The sequence below is a fragment of the Burkholderia sp. Bp9140 genome (genome assembly GCF_003853425.1).
GTDB lineage: Bacteria > Pseudomonadota > Gammaproteobacteria > Burkholderiales > Burkholderiaceae > Burkholderia.
Genome location: NZ_QTPQ01000045.1, coordinates 17,626 through 36,814, shown reverse-complemented (window position 1 = coordinate 36,814; position 19,189 = coordinate 17,626). Strand labels below are relative to the sequence as shown.

Sequence of the window (19,189 nt, the reverse complement as noted above, 5' to 3'; positions counted from 1 at the left end):
CAAAATTTGGCTTGGCTGAGGCTTAGCTGAACATCAGCGCGGTCAGCAGGAAATCGAGGCCGAGTACGGCGAGCGACGCGAATACGACCGTCTTGGTCGTCGCGCGCGACACGCCCTCGGGCGTGGGCTTCGCTTCATACCCTTGAAACAGCGCAATGAAGGTCACGGCGAACCCGAACACGATGCTCTTGATCACGCCGTTGCCGACGTCGGCCCACACCTGGACCCCGCCCTGCATCTGCGACCAGAACGCGCCCGGATCGACGCCGATCAGCACGACCCCGACGAAATAACCACCGAGCACGCCGACCGCGTTGAAGATCGCGGCGAGCAGCGGCATCGCGATGATGCCGGCCCACAGGCGCGGCGCGATCACCGTCTTGATCGGGTCGACGGCCATCATCTCGAGCGCGGTGAGCTGCTCGCCGGCCTTCATCAGGCCGATCTCGGCCGTGAGCGACGTGCCCGCGCGGCCCGCGAACAGCAGCGCGGTCACGACCGGGCCGAGCTCGCGCACGAGCGACAGCGCGACCAGCAGGCCGAGCGCCTGCTCGGACCCATAGCGGTTCAGCGTGTAGTAGCCCTGCAGGCCGAGCACGAAGCCGACGAACAGGCCCGACACGGCGATGATCACGAACGAATAGTTGCCGAGGAAGTGGATCTGCTTCGTGACCAGCCGCGGCCGGCGCAGCAGCGGGAAGAATTCCAGCACGAGGCGCACGAACAGCCGCGTGCCGTAGCCCGCGCGCACGAGGCCGCCCATGACGTAACGTCCGATCGCGCTGATCATGCGCGTCCTCCGCCGAGCCCGAAATCCGCTGCCAGCGGCGGGCTCGTGTAATGAAATTTGAACGGGCCGTCCGGCGCGCCGTCGATGAACTGCCGCACGCTCGGATCGGTCGACGCGCGCAGCTCGTCAGGCGTACCCTGCGCGAGCACGCCGCCGTTGGCCAGAAAATACACGTAGTCGGCGATCGCGAACGATTCCGGCACGTCGTGCGTGACGAGGATCGACGTGGCGCCGAGCGCCTGGTTCAGCGTGCGGATCAGGTTCGCGGTGATGCCGAGCGAGATCGGATCGAGGCCCGCGAACGGCTCGTCGTACATGATGAGTTGCGGATCGAGCGCGATCGCGCGCGCGAGCGCGATACGGCGCGCCATCCCGCCCGACACCTCGGACGGCATCAGGTCGCGCGCGCCCCGCAGCCCGACCGCGTTGAGCTTCATCAGCACGAGGTCGCGGATCAGCTCTTCGGGCAGGTCGGTGTGTTCGCGCAGCGCGAACGCGACGTTCTCGAACACCGACATGTCGGTGAACAGCGCGCCGAACTGGAACAGCATGCCCATCTTGCGGCGCAGCGCGTACAGGCCGTCGCGCGTCTGCGCGCCGACGTCGGCGCCGTCGAACAGCACCTGGCCGCGGCGTGCGCGCACGAGGCCGCCGATCAGGCGCAGCACGGTCGTCTTGCCGCAACCCGACCCGCCCATGACAGCGACGACCTGGCCGCGCCCGAAACGCAGGTTCAGGTTCGACAGGACGAGGCGGTCGCCGTAGCCAAAGTCGACGTCGCGAAGTTGCAGCAGTGTCTCGGTAGGAGTGGGGCTCACGGAGCTGACAGTCCTTTTACGCAGAACGCCGAATTATAGGGCCTGCATTGGAATGATGTCGTGACGCCGTTCCGGGCCCTGCGGTCAATGATTGTCAAATTGTCGGGCAAAACATTGCTGCGATGCAACAATTGCCGCCCGATAATCGCTGGCGCCCGTGACCGCACTGACGACCGCGACGCTGCCGACGCCCGTCGCCAGCACGTCCGGCAATGCGTCGAGCCCCACGCCGCCGATCGCGACGAGCGGCGCCCGCGCCCCGGCGAAGCGTGCATAGCGGGCGATCCGCGCGAGGCCCTGCGGCGGCGCCGCGACCGCCTTGGTCGCGGTCGCATACACGGGACCGAGCGCCAGGTAGCTCGGGCGCTCGTGCAAGGCGCGCAACATTTCGTAATAGCCGTGGCTCGACAGCCCGAGCCGCAGGCCGGCGCGCGCGATCGCGGCCAGATCGGCCGTCTCGAGGTCTTCCTGCCCCAGATGGACGCCGTACGCACCCTCTTCTACCGCGATCTGCCAGTGATCGTTGATGAACACACGCGCATCGGGATAGCGGCGCCCGGCCGCGACCGCACGCGCGACTTCGCGGCGCAACGCGTCGGGGTTCGTGCCTTTCACGCGCAGCTGCACGGTCCGCGCGCCGCAATCAAGCACCCGCTCGACCCATTCGGCATCCGGGACGACCGGATAGAGGCCGAGTTGCGCGGGGCACGGCGGAAATGCGGGCTCGGGCGCGGCGGCCAGATCGGCGACGCGCGGGAACCGCGCGGCGTCGACCGGCCACGCATCCGCGCCGCGCGTTTCGTCGCCGTCACGCCACGCCAGCGCGAGCACCAGCGCGTCGATCGGCGCGAAACCGCAATCGAGGAACGCGGCGAGCGCCGCGATCCAGTCGTCGGCGAGCGGATGCGCGGCTTCCAGCGCGTAGCGCACGCCCGCGGCATGCAGCGCCGCGCCGTGCTCGTCGAACTCGATCGCGACCGCGTCCGGCGACGCGGGGCGCGATGCGGCCGACGCGCGCGCCTGCGCGGCACGGTCGCCGGCCGACACGATCAGCACGTCGCCGCCGGCCGGCACGTCGGGCGCCGCGACGCACAGTCGCCACGGCGTCGTGCCGCTCGGCCAGTCGCCGAGGCGGGCACGAATCCGCTCGGCCGCTTCGGCCAGCTCGTCGGCCGGCGGCCAGAAGGCATCGGCGAAGCGCGCGCTCATGCACCGCCCCCGTCCTGGTGCCAGAACGGCATCCCGACCACCGGCGTGCTCGCGTGCGCGGTATCGCGCGCATCCATCGGCCCGGCGAGATAGGCCGCACGGCCGGCCTCGACGCCCTGCGCGAACGCGCGCGCCATGATCTCCGGGTGCGTGGCCTGCGACACGGCCGTGTTCAGCAGCACGCCGTCGAAGCCCCATTCCATGACCTGGCACGCATGCGACGGCACGCCGAGCCCGGCGTCGACGATCAGCGGCACGTCCGGCAGCCGCTCGCGCAGCACGCGCAGCCCGTACGGGTTCACGACGCCCTTGCCGGTGCCGATCGGCGCGCCCCACGGCATCAGCGCCTCGCAGCCGGCGTCGAGCAGGCGCCGGCCGATCACGAGATCCTCGGTGCAGTACGGCAGCACCTTGAAGCCGTCCTTGACCAGTTGCGCGGCCGCCTCGATCAGCCCGACCGGGTCGGGCTGCAGCGTGTAGTCGTCGCCGATCAGCTCGAGCTTGATCCAGTCGGTGTCGAAAACCTCGCGCGCCATGTGCGCGGTCGTCACCGCCTCGGCGACGGTCTGGCAGCCGGCCGTGTTCGGCAGCAGCGGCACCGCGTGGTGCTTGAGCAGGTCGAAGAAGCCGGCCTCGGCGGTGCCGCCGGTCATCTGGCGGCGCAGCGCGACCGTCACCATCCCGGGTCGCGACGCGGCGATCGAATCGGACAGCGACTGCAGCGACGGATAGCGCGACGTGCCGAGCAGCACGCGGCTTGCGAAGGTTTCGCCGTACAGCGTCAGCGCGTCGGCGGAAGTGAGGGACGTCATGTCGTTTTCCTGGAAGAGCGGGGGCGAACCGGCGGCGCTCAGCCGCCCGCGACGGGGTGCACCACGTCGAGCTTGTCGCCCGTCGCAAGCGCGCGCGCCGCATGCTGCGTGCGCGCGACGAAATTGCCGTTCAGCGCGACCGCGTATGGCGGACGCGCGCCGTATGCGGCCAGCGCGTCGGCCACCGTCGCGCCGTCGGGCAGCGTCAGGGTCAGTTGGTTGATCTGGATATCCATGAGGCTTGATCGAATTCGGTCGGCGGCGCGCGTCAGGCCGGCTGGCGCGCGTCGTCGCGGTGATGGAGGAGCGCCGGCCAGCGCGCGGCATCGCGCCACGCGGCGAATGCGTCGGCGTCACCGAACGCGCCGCCGAGCGCGGCTTCGGCAAACGCGACCGCCGCGTGCGCGACTTCCGGCGCGATCATGAAGCCGTGCCGGTACAGGCCGTTGACGGCGAGCGTCGTCGCACCGTCCCAGATCACTGCCGGGCGGTGGTCGGGCAGCGTCGGGCGGCACTGCGCATTGAGTTCGAGGATGCGTGCCTCGCCGAACGCCGGATGCACGGAGAACGCCGCGCTCAGCAGTTCGAGCGCGGAACGCACGCTGACGGGCGACATGTCCTCGCCCTCCACCTCGGTCGCGCCGATTACGTACAGGTCGTCCTGTTTCGGCGCGATGTACAGCGGATAGCGCGGATGCAGCAGCCGCACGGGCCGCGTGAGCCCGATGCCGGGCGCGCGCACGCGTGCGACTTCACCGCGGATCCCGCGCAGCGCGGGCAGCGCGGGTTTCGCGCCGAGCCCGCGGCAATCGATCGTGAAATGCGCGTCGGGCCGGTTCGCGTCGTCGATCGTCGCGTGCCAGTGCAATTCGACGCCGCGCTGCGCGAGGCCCGCCGCGAGCGCGCGCAGCGCCTGACGGTTGTCGAGCTGCCCTTCGCGCGGCAGCATCAGGCCGCGCGCGAAGCGCCCCGCGAGCGCGGGCTCGGCCGCGTCGACCTGCGCGCCGGCCAGCGCGACGAAGCCGCCGTCGAACAGCTCGGCCGGCGCGTTCGCGCGCACGCGCCGCTCGAACAGCGGCGCCTCCGCGCGATCCGCGTGATGCCAGACGACGAGCGTGCCGTGATGCTGGAAAAACACCGGTTCGGGCAGTTCCGCGAGCCATTGCGGCCAGCGCGCGAGCGATGCGACGCCGAGCTCGGTGATCAGCAACTCGGCGCTCGCCGCCTCGGCGAGCGGCGCGAGCATCGCCGCAGCGATCCACGCGGCCGACTGCTCGCCGTCGGGGCCGCCGCGCTCGTACAGCGCGACGCGATGCCCGTCGCCCGCGAGCCGCCACGCGATCAGGCGGCCGACGAGGCCGCCGCCGAGTACCGCGAAATCCGGCCGGGAAACGTGGACGTTCATCGCGTGCCCTCCCCGCGAACCGCGCGGGCCCGTGCGACAGACATCGACGCGCACGCGCCGTCCCGTGCCAACGCACGCGACAGCGGTTCGGGAACAGCGCAAAAGACTGAAGATTGAGCGGTCATCATTCCTTCCGTAACGCGCAATGCGCGTACCCAAAAGGACGAAACCGGCAGCAAAGGCCGGCCGGGCGGGACTCGGGCGCTGACCATGTGGGATGGCAGCCAGCGCGGCCCGGCGGGATCAGAAACTTCCCTCGCCGGTATTACCCGGATCGGGTGCGAAGGGTCTTTCTCAGCCTCGCCGCGTCGCCCGGAATGACCCGTCGGCCACGCTCGAAGCACCCCTGTTTCGTCGTCGGCCATTAGACCATAAAAGCGGAAAGCGCCGCAAACTGTCCCCCATGCGGCAAATTCGCCGTCGCGTCGCGCCGCTCTGGCACAATGCCCGCAGGCCGGCCGCGCGAGCGGCCGGTTGCCGCGTCACCGCCGGCCTTAAGTGCCGTTTAAGACGCGCGGGCCACCATCCGTGCGCCCGCCGTCAGTCGGCACCTCGTCCCGGCATGCCGTATCGCGGCGCGCGCCCGGCTTCGCCCGGCCCGCGCGCCGGCTACTCATCAGGAAGCACATGACCCAATCGATCGATCCCGTCCGCTCCGTCTCCGACGCGCCGCAGGACGAGCGCCCGGTATCCGCATGGAGCCTCATCAAGCCCTACTGGGTGTCGTCCGAATGGAAAACCGCATGGGGGCTGTTGCTCACGATCATCGTGATCAACCTCTGTGTGGTCTGGATCAACGTCAAGCTCAACAAGTGGAACGCGCAGTTCTACAACGCGCTGCAGTCGAAGGACGTCCACGACTTCCCGAACCTGCTGATGCAGTTCTCCGCGCTCGCGTTCGGCTTCATCATCCTCGCGGTGTACGGCCGCTACCTGCGGCAGATGCTCGGGTTCCGCTGGCGCCAGTGGCTCACCGACCGCTTTCTCGCCCAGTGGCTCGGCGATCGCGCGTTCTACCGGATCGAACGCGACCGCCTCGCCGACAACCCCGACCAGCGGATCACCGACGACCTCCAGTCGTTCGCGACGACGACGCTCGCGCTGTCGCTCGACCTGCTGTCGACGGTCGTCACGCTCGTGTCGTTCATCACGATCCTGTGGTCGCTCGCCGGCGCGCTGACGTTCTCGCTCGGCGCGACGCCGATCACGATTCCCGGCTACATGGTGTGGGCCGCCGCGCTGTACGCGGTGGTCGGCTCGCTGATCATCCAGAAGGTCGGGCACCCGCTCGTGTCGATCAACTACCAGCAGCAGCGCGTCGAGGCCGATTTCCGCTTCGGGCTGATTCGCGTGCGGGAGAACGCCGAGCAGATCGCGTTCTACGACGGCGAGCAAACCGAGACCGGCAACGCGCAGAGCCTGTTCATGCGCATTCGCGACAACTGGTGGCGCGTGATGAAGTACACGAAGCGCCTCACGTTCGTGCTGAGCTTCTACGGCCAGATCGCGATCATCTTCCCGCTCGTCGTCGCGGCGCCGCGCTATTTCGCGGGCGCGTTCTCGTTCGGCGTGCTGATGCAGATCTCGTCCGCGTTCGGCACCGTCAGCGATTCGTTCTCGTGGTTCATCAACAGTTACTCGACCCTCGTCGAATGGCGCGCCACCGTCAACCGTCTGCGCGAATTCAAGCGCGTGATGGGTACGTCGCACCTGAAGGAAAGCCTGTCTCCCGCGACCGAGCACGGCGGCATCAACCTGCACTACGTCGATGCCGCGAAGCTGTCGACGTCGTCGCTGAAGCTCGCGCTGCCGAACGGCAATGCACTCGCCAACATCGGCAACGTGACGATCGAACCCGGCTCGCGCTGGCTCGTGATCGGCAAGTCGGGCTCCGGCAAGAGCACGTTCATGCGCGCGCTCGCGGGCCTGTGGCCGTTCGGCGACGGCGCGATCGACGCGCCGGTCGGCGCGCGGATGATGTTCGTGCCGCAGACGAGCTACTTGCCGATCGGCACGCTGAAGGCCGCGCTCACCTACCCGGCCACGCCCGACGCGTTCACCGACGATGCCTGCCGCGACGCGCTGCGCGCGTGCCGCCTCGAAGACTACGTCGGGCGCCTCGACGAGACCGCGCACTGGACGCGCGTGCTGTCGCCGGGCGAACAGCAGCGCCTCGCCGGCGCGCGCGTGCTGCTGCACAAGCCGGACTTCCTGTTCCTCGACGAAGCGACGAGCGCGCTCGACGCCGACAACGAAGCGCGGCTCTATCACCTGTTCGCCGAACGGCTGCCGAAGGCCGCGATCGTCAGCATTGCGCATCGCGAGTCGCTGGCCGCGTTCCACGTCGGCACGATCAACGTCGAGCGCGTGCACGACAGCGACAAGGTCGCCGCGTAACCGCAAAACAAAATGCCGGCGCATGCGGCGCCGGCCTTCTCGTCCTCGTCCTGCCCGCCGTCCTGCTACGCCGGCGCGACCGGCACCGACACGATCGGCACATGCGACACGCCGTCGTGCGACAGCCGGCTTTCAAATAGCGTCAGCGCGCCGAAACGCACCGCGACCGGCCGCCCGGTCGCGCCGCCGTGTGCGGGCTGCCCATCCGCATTGCGCGGCAGCCGCGCGAGCGTGACGTGCGGCCGGAACGGCCGGCGGTCGGCCGGCACGCCCAGTTCGCGCAGCAGCGCGGACAAGTCGGCATTCAGCGCCGCACACGCGGGCTCGACCGCGAGTTCCGCGACGATCAGCCGCGCACGCGGCAGGCTCGGCCACCACGCAATCCGCTCGACCGGCTGCAACGGCAGCGCATGCGCGGCCGCGAGCGCCGGCAGGCGCGCGGCCAGCGCGTCGCAACGCGCACGTTCGATCGCGCCGATGAACGCGAGCGTCACGTGCAGTTGCGCAGGCGATGTGCGGCGCGCGCCACGCGTGACCGGCAACGCGTGCAGCGCGTCGCGCGATGCCGTGTCAGGCATCAGCGCGACGAACGCACGGAGCCGGTCGCCGTTCATGACTCGCGCACCGCCACGCGCACTTCGGCGGTCGCCTCGGCCGAAGCCGGACGCTGCGGCAGCGGGCCGTGCTCGCCCCACACGTCGGCCGGCAGCACGCGGGCGAGCTCGGGAATCGTGTTGCGGGTGAACACCGGTTCGGCGATACCCTGCGCGCGCTGCTGGCGATAGTCGCGCCACGCGGCGTGCGCATACTTGCCGAGCGCGAGGATCGCGACCAGGTTGATGATCGCCATCAGCCCCATGCTCGTATCGGCCATCGCCCACACGAGCGGCAGTTGCCCGACGCTGCCGAACATCACCATGCCGAGCACCGCGATACGGAACAGCGGCAGCACGCCGCGCCGCTTCGTGATGAATTCGACGTTGCCTTCCGCATACGCGTAGTTGCCGATCACCGACGAGTACGCGAAGAAGAAGATCGCGACGGCCATGTAGATACCGCCCCAGTCGCCGACGTGGCTCGCGATCGCGCGCTGCGTGAGCGCCGCGCCTGCCATGCCGGTACCGAGTTCGTACTGGCCCGACAGCAGGATCACGAACGCGGTCGCGCTGCAGATCACGATGGTGTCGACGAACACGCCGAGCATCTGGATCAACCCCTGCACGACCGGATGCCGCACGCTGGCGGTCGCGGCCGCGTTCGGCGCGCTGCCCATGCCGGCCTCGTTCGAGAACAGCCCGCGCTTCACGCCCATCGCGACTGCCTGGCTGACCGCATAGCCGGTCAGGCCACCCGCCGCCTGCTCGAGCCCGAACGCGCTCTTCACGATCAGCGCGATCACGCCCGGCACCAGCGCAACGTGCGTCGCGACCGCGTAGATCGCCAGCGCGAGGTAGCCGATCGCCATCACCGGCACGATCACCTGCGCGACCGATGCGATGCGGCGAATCCCGCCGAAGATGAGCGGCGCGGTGAGCAGCACGAGGCCGAGGCCGACCGTCTCGCGGCTCCACCCGAACGACGTATGAAATGCATCGGCGATCGCATTGGCCTGCACCGCGTTGAACACGAAGCCGAACGCGAGAATCAGCGACAGCGAGAACAGCACGCCGAAGCCGCGCGAACGCAAGCCCGTCTGGATGTAGTACGCGGGGCCGCCGCGATAGCTGCCGTCCGGGTGCGACACCTTGAAGATCTGTGCGAGGGTCGCCTCGACGAACGCGGACGACATCCCGACGAGCGCCGTCATCCACATCCAGAAGATCGCGCCCGGCCCGCCGACCGTCAGCGCGACCGCGACGCCGGCGATGTTGCCGGTGCCCACGCGGCTCGCGAGCCCGGTCGCGAACGCCTGGAACGACGAGATGCTGCCCGGCTCGCCCTTGCTGCCGACCAGCTTCATGCTGAGGAGCAGCGCCTTCAGCTGGATCATCCGGAACCGCAGCGTGAACCACGCGCCCACGCCGAGCAGCAGCGCAATCAACACGTAGTTCCACAGCACGCCGTTGACGGCGTCGATCAGCCCTTGCACGAATGCTTCCATCCAGAGTCCTTGTAAATGGGGTCAGTCATATGCGTCGGCCGCGCGAATGCGGCCGACGGGGCGACATGATATGACAGTTTCCAAGGATTATTACAAAATGAAAGGAAGCGGAATTGCCGAAAATCGACGCCCGATGTGATCAGGTTAGGCGACGCTTCGTGAAAATGCGGCATGCAGCGGCAAGGGAACGGCGGCTGATGCACGCGGGGACCGACGTCCCGCCCGGCCCATACGCGGTATTGCGCACGGGGCCTGGCTCAGCGGCCAAGCAGCGATCCGCAGCGGAAATACCGCGACGGGAATTCGCGACCTCCGACACCCGGAAACATTAACAATAGCGGGTCGCCAAACAGGAATTCCGGGGGAAAATGAGGTCCGGCATTAAGCGTGCTTTTCTTGTTACCCGTTAATCATGACAGGTGTCTCGAAAAACCGGGCACGGTAAAGACGAAATGCATCTGGCAAACCGGAAGCGCCCCCATGATTCCGGTTTATTGCCGTTGCAGCATTCGCACGTCGGCAAGGGTGGCGACACGCGGGAGTCAGGCGGCGCTGGCCGCCCCGGGCATCCTCTACCCATGGCGGCCACAACAAACAATCCTTATGCTCGTAGCGATTGCGGCGCTCTCTCGGCTACTGCCTGGAAGGCAGGAACCACAGTCCATTGTTGCGCGAACGTTCCGTTGTAGGGGTACGCCCAGACGAGGTTGTCGGCTTGCAGGCTATCGTAGTGATCGTCGAACACGAGGCTCGTATTCGCGAGGGATGTGATATATCCGGGGCGAATCGATATGCTCCACCGCTGCGAAGGCGCTCCGGTGAACGGTCGCAGGACCAGCGGGGTTTCGGGGGCGACCTTGCCGTCATTGAAGTCGACCGCCAGTTTGCCGCCGCCATTGTATTCGCTGAAATCCAGAATGATGGCACCGTGGGTCGGATCATAGTCCCACAGGGTCTGCACATTCGGGTCGGTGAGATAGCGCAGTTGCAGCGGAGCGTTGGGGCCGATCACGCTGCCGTTGGTATTGTTCTGGGCAACGCCGAGGACACGGGTGGGATCCTGCGTAAACTGAATCGATATCGACATATACGCCATGATTTTCTCCAAAAATTATGAAAACCAGACCTTTCTCAGTTGCCCGAATTAACCAGGCGAAAATTACTATAGGCGGCGACAGACCTCGATTCAACCTCCACCTTAATATCCCTATCTATATTTTTATTTTTATAAATTGTCGATTTAATTGATGCCGAATTGAATTATTGGCTATGCCGGGGGAAATTCCTCCAGGCGGCCACCTTGTCATCAGGCGTCGATAAAAAAACCGGACGCCCTCTCGGACGCCCGGTTTTCATCGAAACCCGCTCGAGCGATTCAGCTCAGCGCGGCAGTTCCGAATGCCCCATCAGATACGCGTCGACCGAACGTGCGCACTGGCGGCCTTCGCGGATCGCCCAGACGACGAGCGACTGGCCGCGACGCATGTCGCCTGCCGCGAACACCTTGTCGACCGACGTGTAGTACGAGCGGTCGCCTTCGGTTGCCGCACGCGCGTTGCCGCGGGCATCCTTCGCGACGCCGAACGCCTCGAGCACGGTGGCGGCCGGCTGCGTGAAGCCCATCGCGAGCAGCACGAGGTCGGCCTTCATCTCGAACTCGGAGCCCGGCACTTCCTGCATCTTGCCGTCCTTCCACTCGACGCGCACCGCGATCAGCTTCTCGACCTTGCCGTTCTTGCCTTCGAGACGTTTCGTCGCGACCGCCCAGTCACGCTCGCAGCCCTCTTCGTGCGACGACGACGTGCGCAGCTTGATCGGCCAGTACGGCCACACGAGCGGCTTGTTTTCCTCTTCCGGCGGCTGCGGCAGCAGCTCGAACTGCGTGACCTGCTTCGCGCCGTGACGGTTCGACGTGCCGACGCAGTCCGAACCCGTATCGCCGCCGCCGATCACGATCACGTGCTTGCCCTTCGCGAGCAACTGGTCGACGAGCTTGTCGCCCGCATTCACGCGGTTCTGCTGCGGCAGGAAGTCCATCGCGAAATGGACGCCGGCGAGCTCGCGGCCCGGCACCGGCAGGTCGCGCGGCGTTTCCGAACCGCCCGCGATCACGACCGCGTCGAATTCTTCCTTCAGCTTCTCCGGCGAAATGGTTTCCTTCGCGAGGCTGCCGATCGACTCGGGCAGCGGATCCTTGCCGATGAACACGCTGGTGCGGAACGTCACGCCTTCCGCTTCCATCTGGCGCATGCGGCGATCGATCAGCCACTTCTCGAGCTTGAAGTCGGGGATCCCGTAACGCAGCAGGCCGCCGATGCGATCGTTCTTCTCGAACACCGTCACGTCGTGGCCGGCGCGTGCGAGCTGCTGCGCGACGGCGAGGCCCGCGGGGCCCGAACCGACGACCGCGACCTTCTTGCCCGTCTTGTGCTCGGCCGGAAGCGGCTTCACCCAGCCTTCCGCCCAGGCCTTGTCGATGATCGCGTGCTCGAGCGACTTGATGCCGACCGGATCGTCGTTGATCCCGAGCGTGCAGGCTGCCTCGCACGGCGCCGGGCAGATGCGGCCCGTGAACTCGGGGAAGTTGTTGGTCGAATGCAGGACTTCGATCGCCTGCTGCCAGTCCTGGCGGTAAACGAGATCGTTGAAGTCCGGGATGATGTTGTTGACCGGGCAGCCGTTGTTGCAGAACGGGATGCCGCAGTCCATGCAGCGCGCGCCCTGGACCTTCGCGTCCGCGTCGGTCAGCGCCGCGACGAATTCCTTGTAGTGCTTCACGCGCGTGAGCGGTGCTTCGTACGCCTCGTGGCGGCGTTCGAACTCCAGAAAACCGGTTGCCTTGCCCATAAGGTGCTCTTCTGTTCGGTGTATCGAGTGGGGGAGCCGCGCGCGGCAATCATGCGCGCGCGGCATTCGCTATGTCGTTCGTCGCTCAGGCGGCCAGCACTTCCTTCGCCGCCTTCTTCGCACCGATCTCGCCCAGCGCGCGCTTGTATTCGTGCGGGAACACCTTCACGAACTGGCGGCGCGCCGCGTCCCAGTTTTCCAGCAGCGACTTCGCGCGCGGCGAACCCGTGAACTGGAAATGACGCTCGACGAGCCCCTTGAGCAGCGCTTCGTCCGTCGTGCCCGCGTGCCAGAGTGCGCGGTCGACCGTGCGCTCCTGCTCGGCCTGCTGCAGCACCGGCTCGAGCGCGACCATCGACTTGTTGCACTTCGCCGCGAACGTGCCTTCCGGATCGTAGATGTACGCGAGACCGCCCGACATGCCGGCCGCGAAGTTGCGCCCGGTTTCGCCGAGCACGACCACCGTGCCGCCCGTCATGTATTCGCAACCATGGTCGCCCGTGCCTTCGACGACCGCCGTCGCGCCCGAGTTGCGCACGCAGAAGCGCTCGCCCGCGACGCCGCGGAAGAACGATTCGCCTTCGATCGCGCCGTACATCACCGTGTTGCCGCAGATGATGTTTTCCTCGGACTTGCCGCGGAAGTCGTTGGTCGGACGGATAATGATCCGGCCGCCCGACAGACCCTTGCCGACGTAGTCGTTGCCGTCGCCGACGAGGTCGAGCGTCACGCCCTTCGCGAGGAACGCGCCGAAGCTCTGGCCGGCCGTGCCCTTCAGCTGGATGTGCACCGCGTCGTCGGCCAGGCCGTCGTGGCCGTGCTTCTTCGCGATCACGCCCGACAGCATCGCGCCGACGGTACGGTTCACGTTGCGCACCGGCTGGATGAACGACACATGCTCGCCGTTCTCGATCGCGGCCTTCGCCTTCTCGATCAGCACGTGGTCGAGCGCACGCTCGAGGCCGTGATCCTGCACGTCGACGTGACGCGGCGCGACGTCCTCGCACTCTTCCGGCTGGTAGAACACGCGCGAGAAGTCGAGGCCCTTCGCCTTCCAGTGCTCGATGCCCTTGCGCGTATCGAGCAGGTCGGCGCGGCCGATCAGGTCGTCGAACTTCGCGACGCCGAGCTGCGCCATGATCTCGCGCACTTCCTCGGCGACGAAGAAGAAGTAGTTCACGACGTGCTCGGGCTGGCCCTTGAACTTCGCACGCAGCACCGGATCCTGCGTCGCGACACCGACCGGGCACGTATTCAGGTGGCACTTGCGCATCATGATGCAGCCTTCGACGACGAGCGGTGCCGTCGCGAAGCCGAATTCGTCCGCGCCGAGCAGCGCGCCGATCACGACGTCGCGGCCCGTCTTCATCTGGCCGTCGGCCTGCACGCGGATCCGGCCGCGCAGGCGGTTCAGCACCAGCGTCTGTTGCGTTTCGGCAAGGCCGAGCTCCCACGGCGTGCCCGCATGCTTGACCGACGACAGCGGCGATGCGCCCGTGCCGCCGTCATGGCCCGCGATCACGACGTGATCGGCCTTCGCCTTCGCGACACCGGCCGCGACCGTGCCGACGCCGACTTCCGACACCAGCTTCACCGAGATGCTCGAGCTCGGGTTCACGTTCTTCAGGTCGTGGATCAGCTGCGCCAGATCCTCGATCGAGTAGATGTCGTGGTGCGGCGGCGGCGAGATCAGGCCGACGCCCGGCACCGAGTAACGCAGCTTGCCGATGTATTCCGACACCTTGTGGCCCGGCAGCTGGCCGCCTTCGCCCGGCTTCGCGCCCTGCGCCATCTTGATCTGGATCTGGTCGGCCGACGCGAGGTACTCGGCGGTGACGCCGAAGCGGCCCGACGCGACCTGCTTGATCTTCGAGCGCAGCGAATCGCCGTCCTTCAGCGGAATGTCGCTGACGATCTCGTCGCCGATCACCGACTTCAGCGTCTCGCCCGACTTGATCGGAATGCCGCGCAGCTCGTTGCGATAGCGCTTCTCGTCCTCGCCGCCCTCACCGGTGTTCGACTTGCCGCCGATCCGGTTCATCGCGATCGCGAGCGTCGCGTGGGCTTCGGTGCTGATCGAACCAAGCGACATCGCGCCCGTCGCGAAGCGCTTGACGATGTCCTTCGCCGGCTCGACGTCGTCGATCGGGATGGCCTTGGTCGGCTCGACCTTGAACTCGAACAGGCCGCGGAACGTCATGTGACGCTTGGTCTGGTCGTTGATCAGGTGCGCGTATTCCTTGTACGTCTGGTACGAGTTGCTGCGCGTCGCGTGCTGGAGCTTCGCGATCGAATCCGGTGTCCACATGTGGTCTTCGCCGCGCACGCGGTACGCGTACTCGCCGCCCGCGTCGAGCATGTCGCGCAGGACCGGGCTGTCGCCGAATGCATCGCGGTGCAGGCGGATCGCTTCTTCCGCGACTTCGAACAGGCCGATGCCGCCGACCTTCGAAGCCGTGCCCTTGAAGTACTTCTCGACGAGGTCGCTCGACAGGCCGAGCGCTTCGAAGATCTGCGCGCCCGTGTACGACATGTACGTCGAGATGCCCATCTTCGACATCACCTTCTGCAGGCCCTTGCCGACCGCCTTCGTGAAGTTGTAGACGGCCTTCTCCGGCGACAGGTCGCCCGGCAGGCCCTCGGCCATCTTCGCGAGCGTTTCCATCGCGAGGTACGGGTGCACGGCTTCCGCGCCGTAGCCCGCGAGCAGCGCGAAGTGGTGCGTTTCACGCGCCGAGCCCGTCTCGACGACGAGGCCCGTGCTCGTGCGCAGCCCTTGCTGGACGAGGTGCGTGTGGATCGCCGACGTGGCGAGCAGCGCCGGAATCGCGACGTGCTCGGCGTCCGTCTTGCGGTCCGACACGATCAGCATGTTGTAGCCCGACTTCACCGCGTCGACGGCTTCCGCGCACAGCGACGCGAGGCGTGCCTCGATGCCTTCCTTGCCCCAGGCGACCGGGTAGCAGATGTTCAGTTCGTATGCGCTGAACTTGCCGCCCGTGTACTGGTCGATCGCGCGGATCTTCGCGATGTCCTTGAAGTCGAGCACCGGCTGCGACACTTCGAGACGCATCGGCGGGTTGATGTTGTTCGTGTCGAGCAGGTTCGGCTTCGGGCCGATGAACGACACGAGCGACATGACCATGTTCTCGCGGATCGGGTCGATCGGCGGGTTCGTGACCTGGGCGAACAGTTGCTTGAAGTAGTGATAGAGCGTCTTGTTCTTGTTCGACATCACCGCGAGCGGCGAGTCGTTGCCCATCGAACCGACGGCCTCCTCACCCTGCTGCGCCATCGGCGCCATCAGGAACTTCAGGTCTTCCTGCGTGTAGCCGAACGCCTGCTGGCGGTCGAGCAGCGCGGCGCCCTGCGTGCGGCCGGCAGCGACGTCCTCGGCCTTCGGCTCGATTTCGTCGAGCTTGATGCGCACGGCGTCGATCCAGCTCTTGTACGGCTTCGCGTTCGCGAGGTTGTCCTTGAGCTCCTTGTCGTCGATGATGCGGCCGTGTTCCATGTCGATCAGGAACATCTTGCCCGGCTGCAGGCGCCACTTCTTGACGATCTTCGATTCGGGGATCGGCAGCGTGCCGGCTTCCGACGCCATGATGACGAGGTCGTCGTCGGTGACGATGTAGCGCGCCGGGCGCAGGCCGTTACGGTCGAGCGTCGCGCCGATCTGGCGGCCGTCGGTGAACGCGATCGCGGCGGGGCCGTCCCACGGCTCCATCATGGCAGCGTGGTACTCGTAGAACGCGCGGCGGTTCTCGTCCATCAGCGTGTGCTGCTCCCAGGCTTCCGGGATCATCATCATCACCGCGTGCACGAGCGGGTAGCCGGCCATCACCAGCAGTTCGAGACAGTTGTCGAACGATGCCGTGTCGGACTGGCCCGGGTAGATCAGCGGCCACAGCTTCGGCAGGTCGTCGGCGAGCACGTGCGACGCGATCGCGCCGGTACGCGCGTTCAGCCAGTTCACGTTGCCCTTCACGGTGTTGATCTCGCCGTTGTGCGCGATCATCCGGTACGGGTGAGCCAGTTCCCATGCCGGGAACGTGTTGGTCGAGAAGCGCTGGTGCACGAGCGCGAGCGCCGACACCACGCGCTCGTCCTGCAGGTCGCGGTAGTACACGCCGACCTGGCCCGCCAGCAGCAGCCCCTTGTAGACCACCGTGCGCGCCGACATCGACGGCACGAAGTATTCCTTGCCGTGCTTGAGCTTCAGCGCCTGGATGCGGTGGCTCGCGGTCTTGCGGATCACGTACAGCTTCCGCTCGAGCGCGTCCGTCACCATGATGTCCTTGCCGCGGCCGATGAAGATCTGGCGGATCAGCGGCTCGCTCGCCTTCACGGTCGGCGAGATCGGCATCGCATGGTCGACCGGCACGTCGCGCCAGCCGAGCACGACCTGCCCTTCCGCCCGCACCGTCCGCTCGAGTTCCTGCTCGCACGCGAGACGCGACGCGTTTTCCTTCGGCAGGAAGATCATCCCGACCCCATATTCGCCGGCCGGCGGCAGCGTCACGCCCTGCTTCGACATTTCCTCGCGATAGAACGCGTCCGGAACCTGGATCAGGATGCCGGCACCGTCGCCCATCAGCGGATCGGCACCGACCGCGCCGCGGTGGTCGAGGTTCTCGAGGATCTTCAGACCCTGCTGAATGATCTCGTGGCTCTTCTTGCCCTTGATGTGAGCGACGAAGCCGACGCCGCAGGCGTCGTGTTCGTTTTGCGGGTCGTACAGACCTTGTGCGGCGGGCACCGCGGCGAGCGGCTGCTGGTGGTCGTTCATGGGGACACCGTCGTAAAGGGGCCTCGAGGGCCGTTGAACCATTTTTTTGTTGCCGTCGATCCCGCTCCCGACGGGAGACGGCACGGCCGACAGTGGTTGGGCAAGCTTCGCCCGGGCCACCGGAATTCGGAATATACGCGACGAATCAAAGGAATAGCAACAAAAACCGCTTGATCGAACCCCAATTAAAGGCATGCTCGGATCTGGTGCTATTTTATTGGGGCTGTATCGATTTGGTGCAAAAAGAGACGGCGCCCGCAGCGCCGCCTCGTGATCCGCCTTCCCCGCGTTACTGCTGGATCGGCGGCGTGTTTTCACGCACCTTTCTGGGGCGTCCGCGCGGCAGCGGCGACACACGGCGGTTCGCGGTGCGCGCCGCCCACTCGCGGTAGTTCTCGCCGCCGAGCACCCAGCCCTTCAGCGTCGCCTGCTGGAGCTGGTCGGCCTGCCGCTCGTCGAGCGGCTGCTCGCACAGCTCCTTGTACGCGCGCTGGCGGTCGAACGGCGTGTTGCCGAGCGCCCAGTAGAGCGGATGGTCGGTGATCAGGCTGTCGACGGTGAGCCCGACGTGGTGCCGGTAGCTCGACCAGCGATAGGCGTCGGGCGTCGCGACCAGCTGCGAGCGCACCGGGCTCATCTCGACCACGCGGCTCGCGAGCAGGAAATAGCGCTCGCCTTCGATCACGGTCGCGCGATAGCGGCCTTCCCACAGGGTGCCGCGGCGCGAATAGCGCCGGTTGAAATGCGCGACGTAGCGGCGGCCGACCGCCTGCATCGCCTTCGGCAGGCTCGCCTCGTCGCTCGGCGTCACGAGGAGCTGCACCTGACGCGGGAGCAGCACGTAGGCATGCACCGAAAGATGGTGATCGCGTGCCGCGGCCTTCAGACAATCGATGAAGAGTTCGTAGTCCTGGTCGTCGACGAACGCGGGTTGCTGATCCAGGCCGCGCAGTATCACGTGCTGCGGCTGGTCGGGAACGTAGAGTCGTGCTAACCGTGCCATGCTGAATGTCCGTTTGAACGCGTTAGGAAATACCCGGAGGTCCGAAATTGCGCACCTGCGTAGAATGCCTGTCCCTGCGGGGCGCGGAAGCGTACGGTCGTGCGAATGCTAGGGAGAAAGCTCTAACTTGCGAGCTTGTTTGGTTTTAAACGCAGTCGTCATAATGAGCACGCCTTTGATCGGAGGAGACACAATGAATCGAAAACTGGCCATTACGGGGGCCGCAGCGCTCGCTTTCGCATTTGCGGGCGGTACGGCACACGCACAATCTGCAGGCGACTTCTATGTCAGCACGGGCTGGTTCCACCTGTCCCCGCAGGACAGCAGCGACCCGCTCTACGTGTACGGCGTAGGCGGCACGCCCATCAACAAGTCCATTGCCAACACCGGCGCCGGCATCAACGACGCCGATACCCTCGGCCTCGCAACCGGCTACTTCATCACTGACCACATCTCCACCGAGCTCGTCATGGGGATACCGCCAAAGTTCGACATTACCGGCAAGGGTCAGTTCGAAAAGTTCGGCATACTCGGCCGTGCGTACCAGTGGAGCCCCGCCGTGTTGCTTCGCTACCACTTCAACGACGCCAACGCGAAGTTCCGCCCGTATGTCGGCATCGGTGCGTCGTACGTCTGGTTCACGGGCGCGAAGATCACGAACAGCGCGTTCGAGAACGGCGTGCTCGGCGGCCCGACCAGCGCGACCACGAGCAACCAGTGGGCGCCCGTCTTCAACGCCGGCTTCACGTACAACTTCACGAAGCACTGGTTCGCCGGCCTGTCGATCTCCTACGTGCCGGTAAGCGTCACCGCGACCTTCACGACGGCCCGCCGCACGCCGGTCGGCACGCTGACCGAGACGTCGAAGGCCCACATCGCGCTCAATCCGATCGTCACGTACCTGAACGTCGGCTACCGCTTCTAAGCGTAGTCGAATATTTGGGGAATGGTTAATCCCGCTGCAATTTGTAGCGGAATTTTCCTTGAGTAACGGGCCCGAGATGCGAAACGCCCCGGT

At 66.6% G+C, this 19,189-nt stretch carries 14 protein-coding genes and 1 riboswitch; of the genes, 2 read left to right on the top strand and 12 right to left on the bottom strand.

Annotation, left to right across the window (positions count from 1 at the left end):
- Window positions 1–22: 22 nt before the first annotated feature.
- The 6 genes from mlaE to DIE21_RS30490 form a co-directional block, all read right to left on the bottom strand.
- Window positions 23–790 (bottom strand): lipid asymmetry maintenance ABC transporter permease subunit MlaE, encoded by a 768-nt coding sequence (gene mlaE / locus DIE21_RS30515; RefSeq protein WP_124501172.1) that lies wholly within the window; start codon window positions 788–790, stop codon window positions 23–25.
- On the bottom strand, window positions 787–1,608 hold the full coding sequence (locus DIE21_RS30510; RefSeq protein WP_124501171.1) for an ABC transporter ATP-binding protein: 822 nt from the start codon (window positions 1,606–1,608) through the stop codon (window positions 787–789). Before DIE21_RS30510 ends, mlaE begins: the two co-directional genes overlap by 4 nt.
- 84 nt (window positions 1,609–1,692) lie before the next feature.
- Window positions 1,693–2,817, bottom strand: coding sequence for a thiamine phosphate synthase (thiE, locus tag DIE21_RS30505; protein WP_124501170.1), 1,125 nt, complete (start codon window positions 2,815–2,817; stop codon window positions 1,693–1,695).
- A complete protein-coding gene (locus DIE21_RS30500) occupies window positions 2,814–3,629 on the bottom strand; it encodes a thiazole synthase (RefSeq protein ID WP_124501169.1) in 816 nt (271 codons plus the stop codon). The genes thiE and DIE21_RS30500 overlap by 4 nt, the downstream gene beginning before the upstream one ends.
- A 38-nt stretch (window positions 3,630–3,667) precedes the next feature.
- The gene (thiS, locus tag DIE21_RS30495) at window positions 3,668–3,865 is read right to left on the bottom strand and encodes a sulfur carrier protein ThiS (RefSeq protein ID WP_124501168.1); all 198 of its coding nucleotides are present in this window, start codon (window positions 3,863–3,865) and stop codon (window positions 3,668–3,670) included.
- Window positions 3,866–3,897: 32 nt separating this feature from the next.
- The gene (locus DIE21_RS30490) at window positions 3,898–5,034 is read right to left on the bottom strand and encodes an FAD-dependent oxidoreductase (protein ID WP_124501167.1); all 1,137 of its coding nucleotides are present in this window, start codon (window positions 5,032–5,034) and stop codon (window positions 3,898–3,900) included.
- 234 nt (window positions 5,035–5,268) lie between these two features.
- Window positions 5,269–5,392: riboswitch (TPP riboswitch) on the bottom strand.
- Between the two features lie 269 nt (window positions 5,393–5,661).
- Between DIE21_RS30490 and DIE21_RS30485 the strand changes: the two genes are divergently transcribed.
- Complete coding sequence (locus DIE21_RS30485) at window positions 5,662–7,431, top strand: ABC transporter ATP-binding protein/permease (protein WP_124501166.1); 1,770 nt, start codon at window positions 5,662–5,664, stop codon at window positions 7,429–7,431.
- A 65-nt stretch (window positions 7,432–7,496) separates the two neighbouring features.
- On the opposite strand, the gene thpR is transcribed toward DIE21_RS30485, so the two are convergent.
- From thpR to DIE21_RS30450, 6 genes are all read right to left on the bottom strand, one after another.
- Window positions 7,497–8,045, bottom strand: coding sequence for an RNA 2',3'-cyclic phosphodiesterase (thpR, locus tag DIE21_RS30480; RefSeq protein WP_124501165.1), 549 nt, complete (start codon window positions 8,043–8,045; stop codon window positions 7,497–7,499).
- The gene (locus DIE21_RS30475; RefSeq protein ID WP_124501164.1) at window positions 8,042–9,532 is read right to left on the bottom strand and encodes a sodium:alanine symporter family protein; all 1,491 of its coding nucleotides are present in this window, start codon (window positions 9,530–9,532) and stop codon (window positions 8,042–8,044) included. Before DIE21_RS30475 ends, thpR begins: the two co-directional genes overlap by 4 nt.
- A gap of 601 nt (window positions 9,533–10,133) precedes the next feature.
- Entirely contained in the window at window positions 10,134–10,628 is a 495-nt protein-coding gene (locus DIE21_RS30470) for an RICIN domain-containing protein (RefSeq protein ID WP_124501163.1), read from the bottom strand.
- A 284-nt stretch (window positions 10,629–10,912) separates the two neighbouring features.
- Window positions 10,913–12,379, bottom strand: a complete 1,467-nt coding sequence (locus DIE21_RS30465; protein WP_124501162.1) for a glutamate synthase subunit beta — start codon at window positions 12,377–12,379, stop codon at window positions 10,913–10,915.
- An 85-nt stretch (window positions 12,380–12,464) separates the two neighbouring features.
- Window positions 12,465–17,168, bottom strand: coding sequence for a glutamate synthase-related protein (locus tag DIE21_RS30460; RefSeq protein ID WP_124501161.1), 4,704 nt, complete (start codon window positions 17,166–17,168; stop codon window positions 12,465–12,467).
- A gap of 289 nt (window positions 17,169–17,457) precedes the next feature.
- Entirely contained in the window at window positions 17,458–18,171 is a 714-nt protein-coding gene (locus tag DIE21_RS30450; protein ID WP_040143092.1) for a transposase, read from the bottom strand.
- 193 nt (window positions 18,172–18,364) lie between these two features.
- Here DIE21_RS30450 and DIE21_RS30445 point away from each other — a divergent pair, with 193 nt between their 5' ends.
- Window positions 18,365–19,096: an OmpW family protein gene (locus tag DIE21_RS30445; RefSeq protein ID WP_124501159.1), complete on the top strand. Its 732-nt coding sequence runs from the start codon at window positions 18,365–18,367 to the stop codon at window positions 19,094–19,096.
- Window positions 19,097–19,189: the final 93 nt, after the last annotated feature.